Source organism: Kribbella sp. NPDC005582 (assembly GCF_040605415.1).
In the GTDB taxonomy this organism is placed as follows: Bacteria; Actinomycetota; Actinomycetes; order Propionibacteriales; family Kribbellaceae; genus Kribbella.
Genome location: NZ_JBEXCU010000008.1, coordinates 260,420 through 276,539, shown reverse-complemented (window position 1 = coordinate 276,539; position 16,120 = coordinate 260,420). Strand labels below are relative to the sequence as shown.

Sequence of the window (16,120 nt, the reverse complement as noted above, 5' to 3'; positions counted from 1 at the left end):
TCAGCCGGGTGAACGCCGGGAGTCGAAAGCAACAAGCGCAGCAACGATCCTGGGCAACTGATCATCGCTGCCCGGATCGAGTCCGGTGAGCCGCGCGACCTGCTTCAGCCGGTAGTCGACGGTGTTCGCGTGGACGTGCAGATCGGCGGCGGTCTGGCGGCGGTTGCGCGCGTTGGCGAGGTAGCAGCGCAGCGTGGCGAGCAGGTCGGCTCGGTCTTCCAGCGGTTCAAGGAGTCGCGCCAATCGGTCGCGTGCCGGGCTCGGCCGGCTCAGCTGGAACTCCAGCACGAGATCGTCGAGCTCATAGACGCCGGGCGGATGCCGGTGGATGCGGATGACGTCGAGCAGGTCCCGCACCAGCGCCGCAGCAGCCGGTACGTCGGCCAGCGGGCTGACGGTGATCGCCAGCGTGATGTCCACGCCGGCGACCCGACTCAACCTCGTGCGAAGGTTGTCGACATCGCCGCGAGTGCAGGGGAGTAAGGCGATTCCACCGTCGACCGACAGGCTCGCCATACTGCCGGTGAGCCGATCGAGCTCGACCCGGATCCGCCGAAGCTTGCGTCGGGCAACGATCTGGCGGTCGACGCCGGGCTGGAGTTCGTCAGGGTGGGTGCCGAACGCGAGCCCGGCCACGACGTACTCGGCCGGCAACCGAACGCCCGTCCGCACCGCTGCCTCGTCGACCGCCCGACCATCGAGCAAGGCCGCGAGTACGGCTTGGCGAGAGGCTTGGTCCTCACCGGCGATCGACTGCCGCTCCTCGAAGTAGCTCGCCGAGACGACCGCCGTGACGTGCTGCAGGAAGTCGAGGATCAGCCGGTTGAGCGCGATCGCGTCGGGCAGTTCCTCCGGGCGGAATCCTGCGGCGACGTCGTCGGCGCAGACCTTCCCGCCCAGGTGGTACGCGGCCAGCAACGCCTCGAGCGGCACACCCTCCTCGGCGCGCCGCCGCGCCGACTCCCGCAGTGGCGCGAGCACCTCACCCGTCGGTACGACGCCGGTCCGGAAGGTCTCGATGAACGCGCGCAACGATTGGTCAGTGATCCGGCGGATATCGCCCTGCAACTCCTCGGCCGGCAACTGCGCGTAGAGGGGGATCTCCGCGACCAGGCGCGCCAGCACACTGTCGACCAGCCGGCTGAGTCGCGACCGGACCAGCTCGTGGACAGGAACCCCACCCGACCGCAGCTCTTTGTGATCCGTCACAACAATCACCCCTTGAACTCTGGGCGTGGCCCCAGCGACCGGCGGGCTCTTTGGGGTCGAACATTACTACCCATAAGTACAGTGCTGGATCGACCGCAAAGGGTGATGACCATGAAGCGACGGGTACTGCTGGCCGTGGGTGTGCTGCTGACCGGCCTGGTCAGCCCCGCGGCAGCCCGCGCGGCCGACCCGCTCGAGTACGTCGCCCTCGGCGACTCGTCGGCCGCCGGACCGCTGATCCTGCCGCAGATCAACCTGCCGTGCCTGCGCTCGGCCGCGAACTACCCGCACGTCGCAGCCGAGCAACTCGGCGCCCGGCTGACCGATGTCACGTGCTCGGGGGCAGAGATCTCGGACTTCAGCGGCAAACAGTTCGGCTTCGTGCCGCCGCAGTACAGCGCGTTGAAGTCGACGACCGACCTGGTGACGGTCGCGATCGGCGCCAACGACTCTGGGCTCTTCCAGGCAGCTCTCAGCTGCCTCAACCTGCTGCCCGCACCCGCCGGTGTCTCCTGCAAGGCCCGCTACACCGCCGGCGGAACTGACCAGCTTGCCGCCAGCATCGCCGCCAGTGCGCCGGCTCTCGGCCGAGCGCTGGACCGGATCCACGAGCTTGCGCCCAACGCCCGCATCCTCGTCACGGGCTACGGCACCTACATCCGCCCCGACGGCTGCTTCCCCCGCGTCCCCGTCTGGCCTGTCGACGCCAACTACCTCCAAGGCACGATCGACAACCTCAACCGCATGATCGCGACGCAAGCCGCCGCCCACAACGCGACGTACGTCGACCTTCGTACGCCGAGCATCGGCCACGACACGTGTTCGCCGGTCAGTGAGCGCTGGCTGGAGGCCCTGCTCCCCGCCTCCGACGCGGCGCCCCTCCACCCCACCCGCCAGGGCATGTCCGCCTTCGCCGCCGTAGTAGCCGCGGCTGCCAAGTAGCCCCCACGCAAAGCACCGCGCCCGGTGCCGTGGCGGCACCGGGCGCGGGGTGAGGGCACCTGGGGTGGGGGGAGTGGTGCCCTCGGGGATTACGAGCGCTTGAAGCGCAGAGTCAGGATCTGGAACGGGCGGAGGTCGAGTGCCACCGCTCCGTCGGTCAGGTCCCGGTCTGCCAGGTGACGCTCGAGGAGGTCCACTTCGGTCACCGACGACACCGCGAAGGACGGGGTGATGGTGCCGCGGGAGCGGCCGCCGGTGGACTCGTAGAGGCGGACGATGACGTCGCCGGACTCGTCGTCGGCGAGCTTGAGGGCTTCGACGACGAGGTTCGGGTTGTCGAGGGTGACGATGGGGTCGGTGCCTTCGGCGCCGGTGACGACGCGTTCGGGCAGGTTGATGCGGTAGCCCTCGGCGATGGCGTCACCGATGGCGGCGCCGACCACCAGGGCGTGGTTGACGGTGTGCACACCCTGGTCGGTCTGCGGGTCGGGGAAGCGCGGGGCGCGGATCAGCGACGTGCGGATCGTGGTGGTGGTGCCGCCGTCGGGGCGGGCGGTGCGGTTGATGTCGTGGCCGTAGGTGGAGTCGTTGACGACCGCCACGCCGTAGCCCGGTTCGGCGACGTGCACCCAGCGGTGGGCCGCGATCTCGAACTTCGCGGCGTCCCAGGAGGTGTTCTGGTGGGTGGGCCGGAAGATGTGGCCGAACTGGGTCTCGGAGGCGGAGCGGTCGGCGTGAACGTCGACCGGGTACGCCGCCTTGAGGAACTTCTCGGCTTCGTGCCAGTCCATCGTGGTCTCGATGTCGACCCGCTTGGCGCCCGGACGCAGCCGCAACGTCTGGGTGACGCTCGAGCGGTTGAAGGAACGCTTGACGACGACCGTGGCGACACCGCCTTCGACGGAGAAGTCGAGCGAGTCGAGTTCGGTGATGTCGCGGACGTTGTTCTTGTAGAACGCGTCGACGTCCCAGGCGTCCCACTGGTTCGGGGTGTCGACGTGCAGCTGCAGCAGGTTCGCGGCGCTGCCGGGGGCGATCACCTCGCGGTCGGCGGCGACGTCGTACAGGCTGGTGATCAGGCCGCGCTCGTCGACGGTGACCCGGATCAGGCCGTTGTCGAGCACCTGGCCGTCGATGGTCGCGGCCTGGCCCGCGCCGACCGTGATGCCCGCGCCGAGCCCGGCGATGCCTTCGCGGCTGTGCGGTGCGCCGTTGAAGACGATCTGGTTCGAGCCCTCGCCGGCCAGCGCCTGCTGGGCCTTGGCGATGATCGCTTCCAGCTCCTCGGCCAGTTTCGCGTACGTCGCCTCGGCCTCGCGGTGCACCCAGGCGATCGAGCTGCCGGGCAGGATGTCGTGGAACTGGTTCAGCAGCACGGCCTTCCAGATCCGGTCGAGCTCGTCGTACGGGTAGGTGTCGAGCTTGCCGGCGACCACGGCGGCCGCGGACCACAGCTCGGCCTCGCGGAGCAGGTGCTCGCTACGGCGGTTGCCCTGCTTGGTCTTGGCCTGCGAGGTGTACGTCGCCCGGTGGATCTCGAGGTAGAGCTCGCCGGACCAGACCGGGGCCTGGTCGGCGTACTCCTCCTGGGCGGCGGTGAAGAACTCGGTCGGGGACTCGATGGTCACCCGCGGCGAGGACTCCAGGTTCGCCACCCGGCGGGCGGTCGCGATGAACTCACGGGTGGGGCCGCCACCGCCGTCGCCGTACCCGAACGGTGCGAGCGAGCGGGTCGCCGAACCGTTCTCGGCGAAGTTGCGCTGCGCCTTGGCCAGCTCGTGACCTGACAGGTTGGAGTTGTAGGTGTCGATCGGCGGGAAGTGCGTGAAGATCTGGGTCCCGTCGAGGCCCTCCCACCAGAAGGTGTGGTGCGGGAACTTGTTCTTCTGGTTCCAGGAGATCTTCTGGGTCAGGAACCACTTCGAGCCGGACAGCTTCACCAGCTGCGGCAGCGCCGCGGTGTAGCCGAACGAGTCCGGCAGCCAGACCTCCTGGGTGTCGATCCCGTACTCGTCGAGGAAGAACCGCTTGCCGTGCACGAACTGCCGGGCCAGCGCCTCGCCGCCGGGCAGGTTGGTGTCGGACTCGACCCACATGCCGCCGACCGGAACAATGGTGCCCTCGGCAACGGCCTTCTTCAGCCGCTCCCAGACCTCGGGGTAGTTCTCCTTGACCCACGCGTGCTGCTGGGCCTGCGAGAACGCGAAGACGAGCTCGGGGTACTCCTCGGCCAGGGTGGCGACGTTGGAGACCGTCCGGGCGACCTTGCGCCGGGTCTCGCGCAGCGGCCAGAGCCAGGCGGAGTCGATGTGCGCGTGGCCGACCGCGGACAGCTGGTGCGCGCTCGCGTGCGCCGGCCGGCTCAGTACGTCGGTCAGCTGGGCGCGCGCGTCGGCCGCCGTACCGGCGACGTCCTCATAGTCCAGTACGTCGAGCGCCCGGCTCAGCGCGCGGAGAATCTCCCGGCTGCGCGGCTCCTGCGGGGCGAGCTCGCGCTGCAGGCCGTCCAGGGCCTCGAGGTCGAGGATCAGGTCCCAGACCTCGGAGTTGAAGACGGCCAGGTCGGCGCGGGTCAGCTGGTAGATCGGCTTGCCGCCCGGCTCCGGCTTGGAGCCGAGGTCGGCGGAGACCGGGGCGAAGGCGTTCCAGCCCAGTACCTCGGGGTTGGCGGCCGCCTCGACGTAGAACTCGATGTGGTCGCCGGGCGCGGCCGCCGTACCGTCGGGGCCGAGGATCGACAGCGGTGCGTAGGTCTGGCGCGGGTGCAGGCCCTTCAGCGGGACGCCCTTGGTGGTGTGCACCAGGCCCTCCGCGGAGAAGCCCGGACCGCCGCTGAAGCCGAGGTCGATGACGGCCTCGATCTCGGCGCCGGCCCACTCGGCCGGCACCTGGCCGCTGAAGTGGAACCAGGCGGTGCCCCACGGAGCGCCCCAGGGCAGGCCGATCTCGGCGGGCTCGTACGAGGCGGCGAGTGCTTCGGCAGGAGACACCGGCTCACCAGGTGCGTGCCACACCTTGATGTCCAGCGGGACCGCCGCGCCGTAGATCGCGGGGCGGATCCGCTCCCGCAGGGCGCGCTTGAGCCGCTCCTCGATGAGTTGACGGTCGTCGTGCACGAAATCATCCTCCGGGGCTGTGTCACTGGGTCAGTCACGCAACCCACGCGGGCGCGTGATGACAACGCTGTCACACCGACCGGGGGCCCGTCCAGACACAGTTTGGCTGAACCTGCTGTGGGAACTTTCCGGCGAACGCTGCAGGTAGCGGTTCGGTAGCGGCGAGCACGCGTGGCTACCGAACCGGACCGGTTGCCACATAGGTTGTCCCGTATGGATCGTCCCCGCCTGATCGTCCCGGATTCGATGAGCCGGCGCCGTGCGCTCGGCCTCGGCGCGGCCGCCGCGGCGGCTCTCACGCTGCCCGGGTGCTCGCGAGGCCGCTCCGACGAGCCCGCGCCCGCCGCCCCGGCCACCCTCGCGACCGGGAACAACGGCGGCGTCTACTACAAGTTCGGCGCCGGGCTGGCCTCGCTCGTCGGCGAGGTCACCGGCGTGCAGCTGACGCCGGTCGAGACCGCGGGATCGATCGCCAACCTGCGCAGCGTCTCGACTGGCACCTACGACGTCGGCTTCACCACCTCGGACTCCGCGTACGCCGCCTACGAGGGGCTCGGCGAGTTCCAGAGCGGGGCGCTGAACAAGTTCAAGGCGCTCGGCCGGACCTACGACAACTACGTGCACGTCGTGGTGCCGATGGCCTCGCGGGTCAAGGATCTCAAGGGCCTGGAGGGCCTGGTCGTCAGTGTCGGGCCCGACAAGTCCGGGACCAAGCTGGTCGCCGAAATGATCCTGGACACCGCCGGCGTCGAGGTGAAGAAGCGCTTCTTGACATTGGAGCAGGCGGTCAAGCAACTCCGCGGCAAGGCCGACGGCTCGATCGAGGACGGTATCGACGCGATGATCTGGAGCGGCGGCCTGCCGACCGAACCGATCGCGGAGCTGCAGAAGAACGTCGGATTCCGGCTGGTCGACATCGGCCAGACCGCCGAGACCATCGCGCTCAAGCAGTTCGGCGGCTACATCGTCTCGTCGATCCCGCCGAAGACCTATGGGCTGGCCAGTGCCGTCGCGACCCTGACCATCCCGAACTACCTGATCACCCGTCCGAACCTGCCCGACTCCTGGGCCTGGTGGATCGTGAACACGCTGTTCCGCCGCCAGAAGGACCTGATCGGCAACCCGAACGACCCCGACCACTACCACCCCGAGGCGAGCGCCCTCGACCCGCGCTCCGCGATCGCCACGATGCCGGTGCCGCTGCACCCGGCCGCCGAGCGCTGGTACCGCAACAACCACATCTGAGGTACGGCGAACGCCGTACCGTCAGAGCTCGTAGTCGTCGATCAGGGGAACGCGAACCTCGATCACCAGGCCACCGCCGAGCGGCGGGCGGGCGACCACGCGGCCGCCGACCCGGGCCGCTTCGGAGCGGACGATCGCGAGGCCGAGACCGGTGCCCGGCATCTCACGGTGGTGCGCGCTGCGCCAGAACCGCTCGCCGACCTTCTTCAGGTCCCGCGAGCCGAGGCCGAGACCGTGGTCGCGGACCGAGAGCACGACCTCGTCGCCGTCACGGGTGACCGAGACCTCGACCGGCGGAGCGCCGTACTTGGAGGCGTTGTCGAGCAGTACGTCGAGGATGTCGTCGACCTCGAGTTCGGGGCCGACGCCGCCCGGGACCATCTCGCCGATGATCAGCTCGAGGTCGTCGGCGGCGTACACGGCCTTCCAGCCGACCAGCCGCTCCTTGACCGCCTGCGCGAGGTCCAGCGGCTCCTCGCTGTTGCCCTCGGCATCGGCTCCGGGGCGGTCCGAACCGGCCAGCCGGGACAGCCGCTGGACGATCCGGCCGAGCCGGTCGATGTCGCTGAGCGCGAACCGCGCGGTGGGCGACAGCCGGGACAGGCCCTCGATGTGGATCCGGGCCGAGGTCAGCGGTGTCCGGAGCTGGTGCGAGGCGTCGGCGACGAACTCGCGCTCGCGCTGCCGGGCCTGGTGCAGGCTCAGCGCCATCGAGTTGAAGCTGTCGCCGAGACGACGGAGCTCGGGTGCGCTGTTGTCGGTGGAGACTCTGGTGTCGAGCGCGCCGCGGGTGATCTGGTGGGTCGCGTTGTCCAGGTCCTTCAGTGGGTTGACGACCCACTTTCTGATCGGCCGGACGATGCCGGCGATGATCGCGCCGATGCTGATCAGCAGGCCGATCAGCAGCAGGATCAAGCTGCGCTGGACATCGGCTCGCGGGTTGTCGGTCGGGACCCGCAGCACCGCGGCGCCGAGGACCCGGCCGTTGTTGGCGACCGGGCGGGCGACGATCATCTCGCCGCTCTGCCACGGCCAGAGCGCCGGCGGCTCCGGGGGGAGCCGGCCGGCCAGCGTGCTGCCGAGGGCGGAGGCGATATCCGCCTGGGCGGTCTCCACGCCGGACTTGGACGTGGCCACGACCTTGTTGTTGTCGTCGACGATGAAGACCGGGGTGTCGTAGAGCTCGTCGTACCGAACGGCCATCTCGCGCAGGTTGGCGATGTCACCGGACTGCAGCGGAGCCTCGGCCATGGTGGCGAACCAGTCCGCGTCGTTGCTGCGGGACAGGAACAGGGTGCGGGAGGCGCTGGTCGCGATGAAGTTCGCCAGCGGGACGGTGGCGATGATGGCGAGCAGAACCACCATCGGAACGAGGGACTGCAGTAGTCGACGGCGCAACGGTCAGTCCGAACCGAGCCGGTAACCGACGCCCCGGATCGTCTGGACGAGCTCCGGACGGCCGAGCTTGGCGCGGAGGCTGGCGACGTGCACGTCCATGGTGCGCGAGGAGGCCTCGAAGACGGACTGCCACGCGTACAGGGCGACCTGTTCGCGGGGGACGACCCGGCCGTGGTGCGCGGCCAGCACTGCGAGCACGTCGAACTCCTTGCGGGTCAGACTGATGGGCTTGTCGGCGACCTGGACGGTCCGTGCCTCGATGTCCACGGTGAGATCGCCGACAGTGACCCGGGGGCGGGGCTGCAAAAGGCCGGTACGACGTAGTACAGCATCGATCCGGGCCAGGAGCTCGGAGATCGCGAACGGTTTGACCACGTAGTCGTCGGCGCCGCTGCGCAGACCGCGGACCCGGTCGGCCGCCTCGCCCCGCGCGGTGACCGCGATCACCGGTACGTCGGAGACCGAACGAATCTGCCGGCAGACGTTGATGCCGTCCCCATCGGGCAGTCCGAGGTCCAGCAGGACCAGGTCGCCGGGGTCCGCCGCGAGGGCGTCCGCCGCCGTCCGGACATGGGTCACCATCAGGCCGTAACGCCGCAACGCGGGTATCAGGGCATTGGCGATATCTAGATCGTCTTCGACCAGCAGAATCCTGACGGCGCCACTCATGCGGTGATCGTAGGCCAGGTAGCGCGTGGATGTGTCAGATCTTGGTAAAGACGTAATCACGCGACTCCACGCAGTGTTCGGCAACATTAGCCTTCCGCACACAGGAGGGAACCGGTAGATGACTGTCGGTATCGGAACGGGGGGTGGCGTGAGCGCGCCCTCCGACGAAGAACTCGCCGAGTACGAACAGGAGCGGCCCGCTCGGCGGCTTCGCCCTGCCCTGGACCTCGTGATCTCGATCTGGTGCGCGATCGTCAGTGTCGGCGTCCTCGCCCAGGTGTTCTTCCCATTACCACAGGGAACTCAGTTCTACTTGGTGATCTTTCTCGCAGCCATCCTGCCGATCACTTTGCTGTGTTACCGCGGCTGGAAGGTCCCCGCGGTCCTCAATCCGTTCAAAGCGCGCCCGCACGACGACCCCGGTCTGACGGACTGGTTGCTCGCTCTGGTCGCGCTGGTGGTCTGCGTCTATCCGCTGCTCGACTTCGACGGGTACCTGGAACGGCGGCAGACTCCGACCGGCCTCGACGTCCTGGCGGGCGCCGTACTGCTGGTGCTGTTGCTGGAAGCCTGCCGCCGTACGACGGGTTGGGTGCTGCCGGTCGTCAGCTTGTTGTTCATCGCCTACGCGTACTACGGCGGCTACCTGCCCTATACGTGGTCGCTGGCGCATCAGGGCTTCAACTTCGACGCGATCATCGGCCAGTTCACGATGGGAACCGCCGGCTTCTACGGGACGCCGCTGAGCGTCGCGGCGTCGTACATCGTGCTGTTCACCATCTACGGCGCGGTGCTCGACTACTCGGGTGCAGGCAAGTTCTTCATCGACCTGTCCTTCGCGGCCTTCCGTCGCAGCCGCACCGCACCCGGCCGCACCGTCACCCTGGCCGGCTTCCTGCTCGGCAGCGTCTCCGGCTCCGGGACGGCGACCGCCGTATCGCTTGGCACGGTCTCGTGGCCGATCCTGCGCCGGGCCGGGTACCCGCCCGAACCGGCTGGCGGAATGCTCGCGGCCTCCGGTATCGGCGCGATTCTCTCGCCGCCGACCCTGGGCGCGGCGGCGTTCATCATCGCCGAGTTCCTGCAGGTCTCGTACCTGACCGTCCTCGGCTACGCCGTGATCCCGACGATCCTCTACTACCTGGGCATCCTGCTCGCGATCGAGATCGACGCCCGCCGGCACGGTACGACGTCGGCCGAGACCTCGACGCAGTCCGCGCGCAAGCTGCTGTTCCGGTTCGGGTACCACTTCCTGTCGCTGTTCGTGATCATCGGCTTCATGGCGGTCGACGTACCGCCGTTCAAGGCTGTGGTCTACGCGGTGATCATCCAGTTCGGGTTGTCGTTCCTGGACCGTGAGCACCGGCTGACCGGGCGGCCGCTGTTCAAAGCGCTTGCCCAGGGCACCCGTTCGGTGCTGCCGGTGGCGGCGACCTGCGCGACGGCCGGCGTGATCGTCGCGGTCACCACGCAGACCGGGCTCGGACTGAACCTGGCCGAGATCATCGTCGGGGCGGCCCGCGGGTTCACCGACAACCACACGGTGATCCTGATTCTGACCGTGGTGCTGTCGGCGATCGCCGTACTGATCCTGGGGCTGGCGGTTCCGGTCACGGCGTCGTTCATCATCGCCGCGGTGATCATCGCGCCGGCGCTGGTGCAGCTCGGGGTGACGCAGGCCGAGGCCTACATGTTCATCTTCTACTACGCGGTGCTGTCGGAGGTGTCGCCGCCGACCGCGCTGGCCGCGGTCGCGACGTCGGCGATCACCGGCGGCAAGGTGATGCCGACGATGTGGCAGGCCTGGAAGTACACGCTGCCCGCGTTCCTGGTCCCGTTCGCGTTCGTGCTCACCGACAACGGCGCGCACCTGCTCGGTCAGGGATCGTTCGTCGGCATGGTCTGGACGCTCGCGGTGTCGATGCTGGCGGTGGCCGCACTGGCTGTCGTGACAGGCGGCTGGATCGTGGTCGCGACGACCTGGATCGAGCGGACGCTGTGCGTACCGGCCGCGTTGCTCCTGCTGTACCTCGCGCCCGTAACCATCAGCGCCGGAATCTGTTTGCTACTTGTTGCCGTCGTCATCAATGTGGTCCGGCGGCAACGCCTGGCCGCACCCACGGAAGGATCCGCCAGATCATGAGAATCCGTCGCCTCCCCACTGTCGTGGTGGCGCTCGCCGCTGCCGCGTCCCTCGTCGCCTGTGGCGGTCAGCGTGAGCCTTCCGGATCCGGTGCGGAGGCCGGTGGCCGGCTGACCATTGCCACTGGCAACACCACCGGCGTCTACTACCAGCTCGGTGGTGCGCTGGCCTCGGTGATCTCGCAGAAGATGTCCGGCTACCGGGCCACCGCGAGCGAGACCGGCGCCTCGGTGCAGAACATCCAGGGCCTGGTCGGCGGCAACTACGACATCGCCTTCTCGCTCGGCGACACCGCGGCCGACGCGGTCAAGGGCGAGAACAGCTTCCAGTCCAAGCAGGACGTCGTCGCGCTGACCCGGCTCTACAACAACTACACCCAGGTCGCGGTCCGGACGTCGGCGAACATCAACTCGATCGCGGACCTGAAGGGCAAGCGGGTCTCCACCGGCTCGCCGAACTCGGGCACCGAGGTGATCGCCCGGCGCCTGCTCGAGGCCGCCGGTCTCGACCCGGCCAAGGACGTCACCGCCCAGCGGCTCGGCCTGCCGGAGTCGGTGGACGCGATGAAGTCGGGCTCGATCGACGCCCTGGTCTGGTCCGGCGGGCTGCCGACCGGCGGCATCACCGACCTCACCACCAGCCTCGGCAAGGGCGTCAAACTGTTGCCGATCGCCGATCTGCTGCCCAAAATGACGGAGAAGTACGGCTCGGTCTACTCCGAGGCGCCGATCCCGGCCACGACGTACAAGCAGCCGGCCGACGTCGCGACGATCGTCGTACCGAACGTGTTGCTGGTCCGCAAGGACATGAAGGACGAGCTGGCCGAACAGCTCACCAAGACCCTGTACGAGAACCTCGACGCCCTGGTCGCGGTGAACGCCGCCGCCAAGGGGATCACTAAGGAGAACGCCACCAAGACCGACCCGGTGCCGCTGCACCCGGGTGCCCAGAAGGCGCTCGACGCGCTGAAGTAATCACCAGACCGCCCTCCCCTGCACACCAGGCGCAGCGGGGGAGGGCGTCAGGCCGGCTCTCACATCCAGGCGCAGTGGGAGGCGGTCGACCGGGTCCGGCCCCTCGGAGGCATCCGAGGGAACCGGGCCCGGTCACTTTTCTGTGGTCGGCATCGGCGTGCCGTAGAGGTAGTGGCTCAACGCTGAGTTGCGCTTGGGATGCACGTGATACTTCGTCGGTACGACGCGCCCTTCGGCGCTGTCCCACGCGGTGTCGGCAAGCCGCCACATCCGATGCGCGATCCGGCCGGTGCGACCGGTGTGCGGTGAGTTCGGGTGGGCCCTGGTCGGGGCCACCTCTTCGGCCTCGAGGAGCTCCTCGGCCAACGCGTTCATGGTGGCGTCGTCGAGCTGCTCGTCCAGCTGCCGGCTGTAGTCGGTCTCGAGCCGCTCGTGCTCGTCGAGCAGCCGGTCGATCGTGCGCAGGACGTCGTACGGATCGAGGTTCTGGACGCGACTGTCGCCGTACTGGCGGCCCTTGAGGTAGCGCAGGTTCCGCTCCAGGTCCTTGGCGTTGCTCACGTACGCCGCGACCAGCTCGGCGCCGTCCGGCAGCCGTCGTACGCGGGCGAGCAGCACGTCCTCGGCCGCGGCCAGGTGCTGCGCGGCGATCGCGTAGAACCAGTCGGTTCGGTGCCTACGGTCGGGATGGGCAGCGGCCGGGTGCCGGGCCGGCTCGGCGAGCTCGCGGATCTTCGCGTGTTCGTAGCTCAGCGCCATTTCCAGCGTCGAAGCGGTCATGGAAACCACCTCCGGGGTCTTATCCAGCCTGTGCCCAGCTGCTGCACAACGCAACCACCCCGGGACTTTCCGTCAGGTAACAGTTGCCCGGGGTGGTCGTTGAGCAGAGTGGCTCAGTGGTCGGAGCTCTTCTTCCACAGGTTGATGCCGGCCTCGACCGCGTCGGCGTCGATGGCTTCGAGCTCTTCCGCGGTGAACTCGAGGTTGCGGACGGCCTCGAGGTTGCCCTCGAGCTGCTTGACGCTGGAGGCGCCGATCAGCGCGCTGGTGACGCGGTCGTCGCGCAGCGTCCAGGCGAGTGCGAGCTGGGCCACGGACTGGCCGCGCTCCTTGGCGATCTCGTTCAGCGCGCGGACGTGCTTGAGGGTGTCCTCGGTCAGCGAGTCCGGGTTCAGCGACTTGCCCTGCGCGGCCCGCGAATCCTCGGGGATGCCGTCCAGGTAGCGATCGGTCAGCACGCCCTGGGCCAGCGGCGAGAACGCGATCACGCCGACACCGAGCTCACCGACGGCGTCGAGCAGGTCCTCCTCGATCCAGCGGTTCAGCATCGAGTACGACGGCTGGTGGATCAGCAGCGGCGTTCCCAGCTCCTGCAGGATCCGCGCCGCCTCCCGCGTCTTCTCCGCGCTGTACGACGAGATGCCGGCGTACAGGGCCTTGCCGGAACGGACCGCGGTGTCGAGGGCGCCCATCGTCTCCTCGAGCGGGGTGTCCGGGTCGAACCGGTGCGAGTAGAAGATGTCGACGTAGTCGACGCCCATCCGCTGCAGCGACTGGTCGAGCGAGGCCAGCACGTACTTCCGCGAGCCGCCGCCCTGACCGTACGGCCCCGGCCACATGTCGTAGCCCGCCTTGCTCGACAGGATCAGCTCGTCGCGGTACTTCTTGAAGTCCCGCTGGAAGTGCGTCCCGAAGTTCGTCTCGGCCGACCCGTACGGCGGGCCGTAGTTGTTCGCCAGGTCGAAGTGCGTCACGCCGAGGTCGAACGCGCGGCGCAGAATGGCGCGCTGCGTCTCGAACGGCTTGTCGTCACCGAAGTTGTGCCACAGTCCCAGCGAGATCGCCGGCAGTTGCAGCCCGCTCCGGCCCGTCCGCCGATAGACCATCTGGTCGTCGTACCGGTCCTGGGCAGCCACGTAGTCAGTCACGAACCTCAGTCTGCACCATGTCGTAACAAGCGCAAAACCCCTTGTTTTGCGCAAGAAACGCCGCTTCTGGCGCTCAGAACTCGACCTTCTTGATCGGTCACGCGCTGAAGTGCCCGGGCCAGTCGGCGTACGGGATGCGTGAGATTTCGTGGACCTCGCCGAGCGTCGACCACTCGTCCTTGCCGAGCCGGGCCAGCGGACGCAGCAGCCGGACCTCGGGCCGGCCGTCGGCCAGCACCGACTCGTCGATCGCGATCGCCCGCACCTGGCCGATCACGATCGTGCAGTCGCCGAGCTCGAGCGTCGTGTGCAGCGTGCACTCGATCGCCACCGGCGACTCGGCCACCCGCGGTACGCCGACGGTCCGCGACGGCTCGGTCGTCACCCCGATCGCCTCGAACTCCGACACCTCCGGCGGGAAGTTCGTCCCCGACGCGTTCACCTGCTCGAACAACGCCTCCGCCGCGAAGTTCACCACGAACTCCCCGGTCGCCTCGACGTTGTTCAGGCTGTCCTTGCGCCCCACCGACGTGAACTGCACCATCGGCGGCCGCACACACGACACCGTGAAGAACGAATGCGGCGCCAGGTTCAGCACCCCGTCCGCCGACCGCGTCGACACCCACGCGATCGGCCGCGGCACGACCACCGAGTTCAACGTCGCGTAGATCTCCCGCGACGCAACCTGCTCCGGATCCAGTTCGACTCGCACCCTCGCAGTACATCAAACCGTTGGACTTCACCTGCGCTCGCGTTCAGGATCGTCGGGATGGATCGCATGCTGGACGACGTTCGCCTGCTCGCGCACCGGTACGACGTTGCGCCGGCCGACGTGCACGAGGTCCCCGGTGGTGTCGCGAATCGCGGCTTCGTGCTCGGGCCGCGTCTGTTCGTCCGAGTGGCGCGATCTGGCTTCGAGGACGACCTGCGGAAGGAGACCGCCGTCGTACCGGTCGCTCGGGCCGCCGGCGTCCGGACGCCCGCAATCCTCGAGTACGACGAGAGCCGGGCGCAGGTGGACGCGTCGTACGTTGTGGTCGAACGCATTCATGGCGTCGAGCCACTCACCACTCCCTCCGAAGTCGCCCTGGAACTGGCTCGCCTGCACTCCGCCGAACGCGTTTCCTTGCCCGGCGTTGCCGACGATGGTTGGGGCGAACCGCGCGCAACCGTTGCGGATCTCGCGACTCGCGGATACCTGGACACCGGCACGGCCGACTGGCTGACCGGCTGGTTCGACCGTCTGGAGCGACGCTTCGACCGCTCCGCGCCGCCCGTCCTCCTCCACGGAGATGTTGCCCCACACAACCTTCTCGTCGACCCCGCCGACGGCAGTCTCCAAGCCCTGATCGACTGGGGCGACGCAGCCTGGGGCCCACGTGCCATCGACTTCGCCAAACTCCGCCTGACCGAAGTCGCCCACCTCCTCCCCGCCTACCTAGCCGCCACGACCCTCACCGCCGACGAACTAGCCGCCGGCATCCTCTACCTCCACCTCTCCTGGGCCCTAGCCAAACTCCCCACCGCTCCCTGGCCCTCCCAACGCCACTGGACCGCCCCACCCACCAGCCGCGTCCTCAACCTCCTAACCTTCTTCACCACCAACCCACCCCACCCCTGGCCCACCCTCACCTGACGCCACACGGCCCCCGATGCCGCGCCGTGGCGAATGAACCTGCGCCACCGCCCAACCGCGCTCGCCAACGCAAGCACAAACACAGCCAGTCGCAGTCGCCGGCACTTGATCAGTGCCGGCGGTCCACCCACCCCACCCGCCGCTCCATGCAGGCCCCCACCCAAACCGGTTTGGGGCGGATCCGAGACGGATTCGGGCGGTGGATCCTCCCCGAACCGGTTTGGGGAGGAAAGTGAGCCTGTCGGGGCGAACATCCTCCCCAGCTTCCAGCGAGGGGTCACGTCGCAGGCGACGCAAGTCGGCTCCCCAGCCACAGCCCGTCAGCCCAGGCAACGATCACGCGATCGCCGGCCTCGCCATCCACCTCAGCCACGCGCCCGGCCCGCCATCCGCTCCGTCGCCCGCCGTAGCGGTCGAACCCCCCGGCACTTGGCAGGCGACGGCGCGCGGCTTCGTCAGCCACAGCCCGTCAGCCTCAGGCGACGAATACGCGATCGCCGGCCTCGCGATCCATCTCAGCCACGCGCCCGGGGCGCCATCCCCGTTGTGTCGGCCGCCGTGGCGGTCGAGTCCGTGGGACCACGCCTTTGTGGAACCTAATAGGCAGTATCTGCAAACTTCTCTCCACGGATCGCGGCTAGTGATGCGTCCGGTGAGGTGGGTTGTGGCTGGTCGCCGCTGCGGCCGATTTAACGGCAGGGGTGGCTGAGCGGCGCGGTGGCTGAGGGGGCTGGCGAGGTCGGCGATCGCGTGGACCTCGCCTGGGGCTGACGGGCTTGGGTTGCGGTAGGCGGGGTCGGATCGACGACCGTGTGGACCTCATTTGGGGCGGACGAGGTGGGGCTGCGATATGCGAGGTG

Annotated in this window: 12 protein-coding genes; 5 read left to right on the top strand and 7 right to left on the bottom strand. The window is 68.6% G+C overall.

What is annotated here, in order from left to right:
* The gene (locus ABZS29_RS35315; RefSeq protein WP_355468835.1) at positions 1 to 1,209 is read right to left on the bottom strand and encodes a helix-turn-helix domain-containing protein; all 1,209 of its coding nucleotides are present in this window, start codon (positions 1,207 to 1,209) and stop codon (positions 1 to 3) included.
* Positions 1,210 to 1,320: 111 nt separating this feature from the next.
* Between ABZS29_RS35315 and ABZS29_RS35310 the strand changes: the two genes are divergently transcribed.
* On the top strand, positions 1,321 to 2,151 hold the full coding sequence (locus tag ABZS29_RS35310) for an SGNH/GDSL hydrolase family protein (protein ID WP_355468833.1): 831 nt from the start codon (positions 1,321 to 1,323) through the stop codon (positions 2,149 to 2,151).
* Positions 2,152 to 2,240: 89 nt separating this feature from the next.
* Here the strand turns inward: ABZS29_RS35310 and ABZS29_RS35305 are convergent, their stop codons facing one another.
* Entirely contained in the window at positions 2,241 to 5,267 is a 3,027-nt protein-coding gene (locus ABZS29_RS35305; protein WP_355468831.1) for a glycoside hydrolase family 38 C-terminal domain-containing protein, read from the bottom strand.
* A gap of 213 nt (positions 5,268 to 5,480) precedes the next feature.
* Between ABZS29_RS35305 and ABZS29_RS35300 the strand changes: the two genes are divergently transcribed.
* Complete coding sequence (locus ABZS29_RS35300; RefSeq protein WP_355468830.1) at positions 5,481 to 6,512, top strand: TAXI family TRAP transporter solute-binding subunit; 1,032 nt, start codon at positions 5,481 to 5,483, stop codon at positions 6,510 to 6,512.
* 21 nt (positions 6,513 to 6,533) lie between these two features.
* On the opposite strand, the gene ABZS29_RS35295 is transcribed toward ABZS29_RS35300, so the two are convergent.
* Entirely contained in the window at positions 6,534 to 7,877 is a 1,344-nt protein-coding gene (locus tag ABZS29_RS35295) for a HAMP domain-containing sensor histidine kinase (RefSeq protein ID WP_355468828.1), read from the bottom strand.
* A gap of 36 nt (positions 7,878 to 7,913) precedes the next feature.
* Positions 7,914 to 8,579 (bottom strand): response regulator transcription factor, encoded by a 666-nt coding sequence (locus ABZS29_RS35290; protein WP_132414253.1) that lies wholly within the window; start codon positions 8,577 to 8,579, stop codon positions 7,914 to 7,916.
* 148 nt (positions 8,580 to 8,727) lie between these two features.
* On the opposite strand from ABZS29_RS35290, the gene ABZS29_RS35285 reads away from it, so the two are divergent.
* A complete protein-coding gene (locus tag ABZS29_RS35285; protein WP_355468826.1) occupies positions 8,728 to 10,722 on the top strand; it encodes a TRAP transporter fused permease subunit in 1,995 nt (664 codons plus the stop codon).
* The gene (locus ABZS29_RS35280) at positions 10,719 to 11,696 is read left to right on the top strand and encodes a TAXI family TRAP transporter solute-binding subunit (protein WP_355468824.1); all 978 of its coding nucleotides are present in this window, start codon (positions 10,719 to 10,721) and stop codon (positions 11,694 to 11,696) included. The genes ABZS29_RS35285 and ABZS29_RS35280 overlap by 4 nt, the downstream gene beginning before the upstream one ends.
* 132 nt (positions 11,697 to 11,828) lie before the next feature.
* Here the strand turns inward: ABZS29_RS35280 and ABZS29_RS35275 are convergent, their stop codons facing one another.
* The 3 genes from ABZS29_RS35275 to ABZS29_RS35265 all read right to left on the bottom strand — a co-directional run bounded on the left by ABZS29_RS35275 (position 11,829) and on the right by ABZS29_RS35265 (position 14,336).
* A complete protein-coding gene (locus ABZS29_RS35275; RefSeq protein WP_355468822.1) occupies positions 11,829 to 12,476 on the bottom strand; it encodes a hypothetical protein in 648 nt (215 codons plus the stop codon).
* 113 nt (positions 12,477 to 12,589) lie between these two features.
* Positions 12,590 to 13,624 (bottom strand): L-glyceraldehyde 3-phosphate reductase, encoded by a 1,035-nt coding sequence (gene mgrA, locus ABZS29_RS35270; RefSeq protein WP_355468820.1) that lies wholly within the window; start codon positions 13,622 to 13,624, stop codon positions 12,590 to 12,592.
* 97 nt (positions 13,625 to 13,721) lie between these two features.
* On the bottom strand, positions 13,722 to 14,336 hold the full coding sequence (locus ABZS29_RS35265; protein ID WP_355468818.1) for a flavin reductase family protein: 615 nt from the start codon (positions 14,334 to 14,336) through the stop codon (positions 13,722 to 13,724).
* A gap of 57 nt (positions 14,337 to 14,393) precedes the next feature.
* Here ABZS29_RS35265 and ABZS29_RS35260 point away from each other — a divergent pair, with 57 nt between their 5' ends.
* Complete coding sequence (locus ABZS29_RS35260; RefSeq protein WP_355468816.1) at positions 14,394 to 15,260, top strand: aminoglycoside phosphotransferase family protein; 867 nt, start codon at positions 14,394 to 14,396, stop codon at positions 15,258 to 15,260.
* Positions 15,261 to 16,120: the final 860 nt, after the last annotated feature.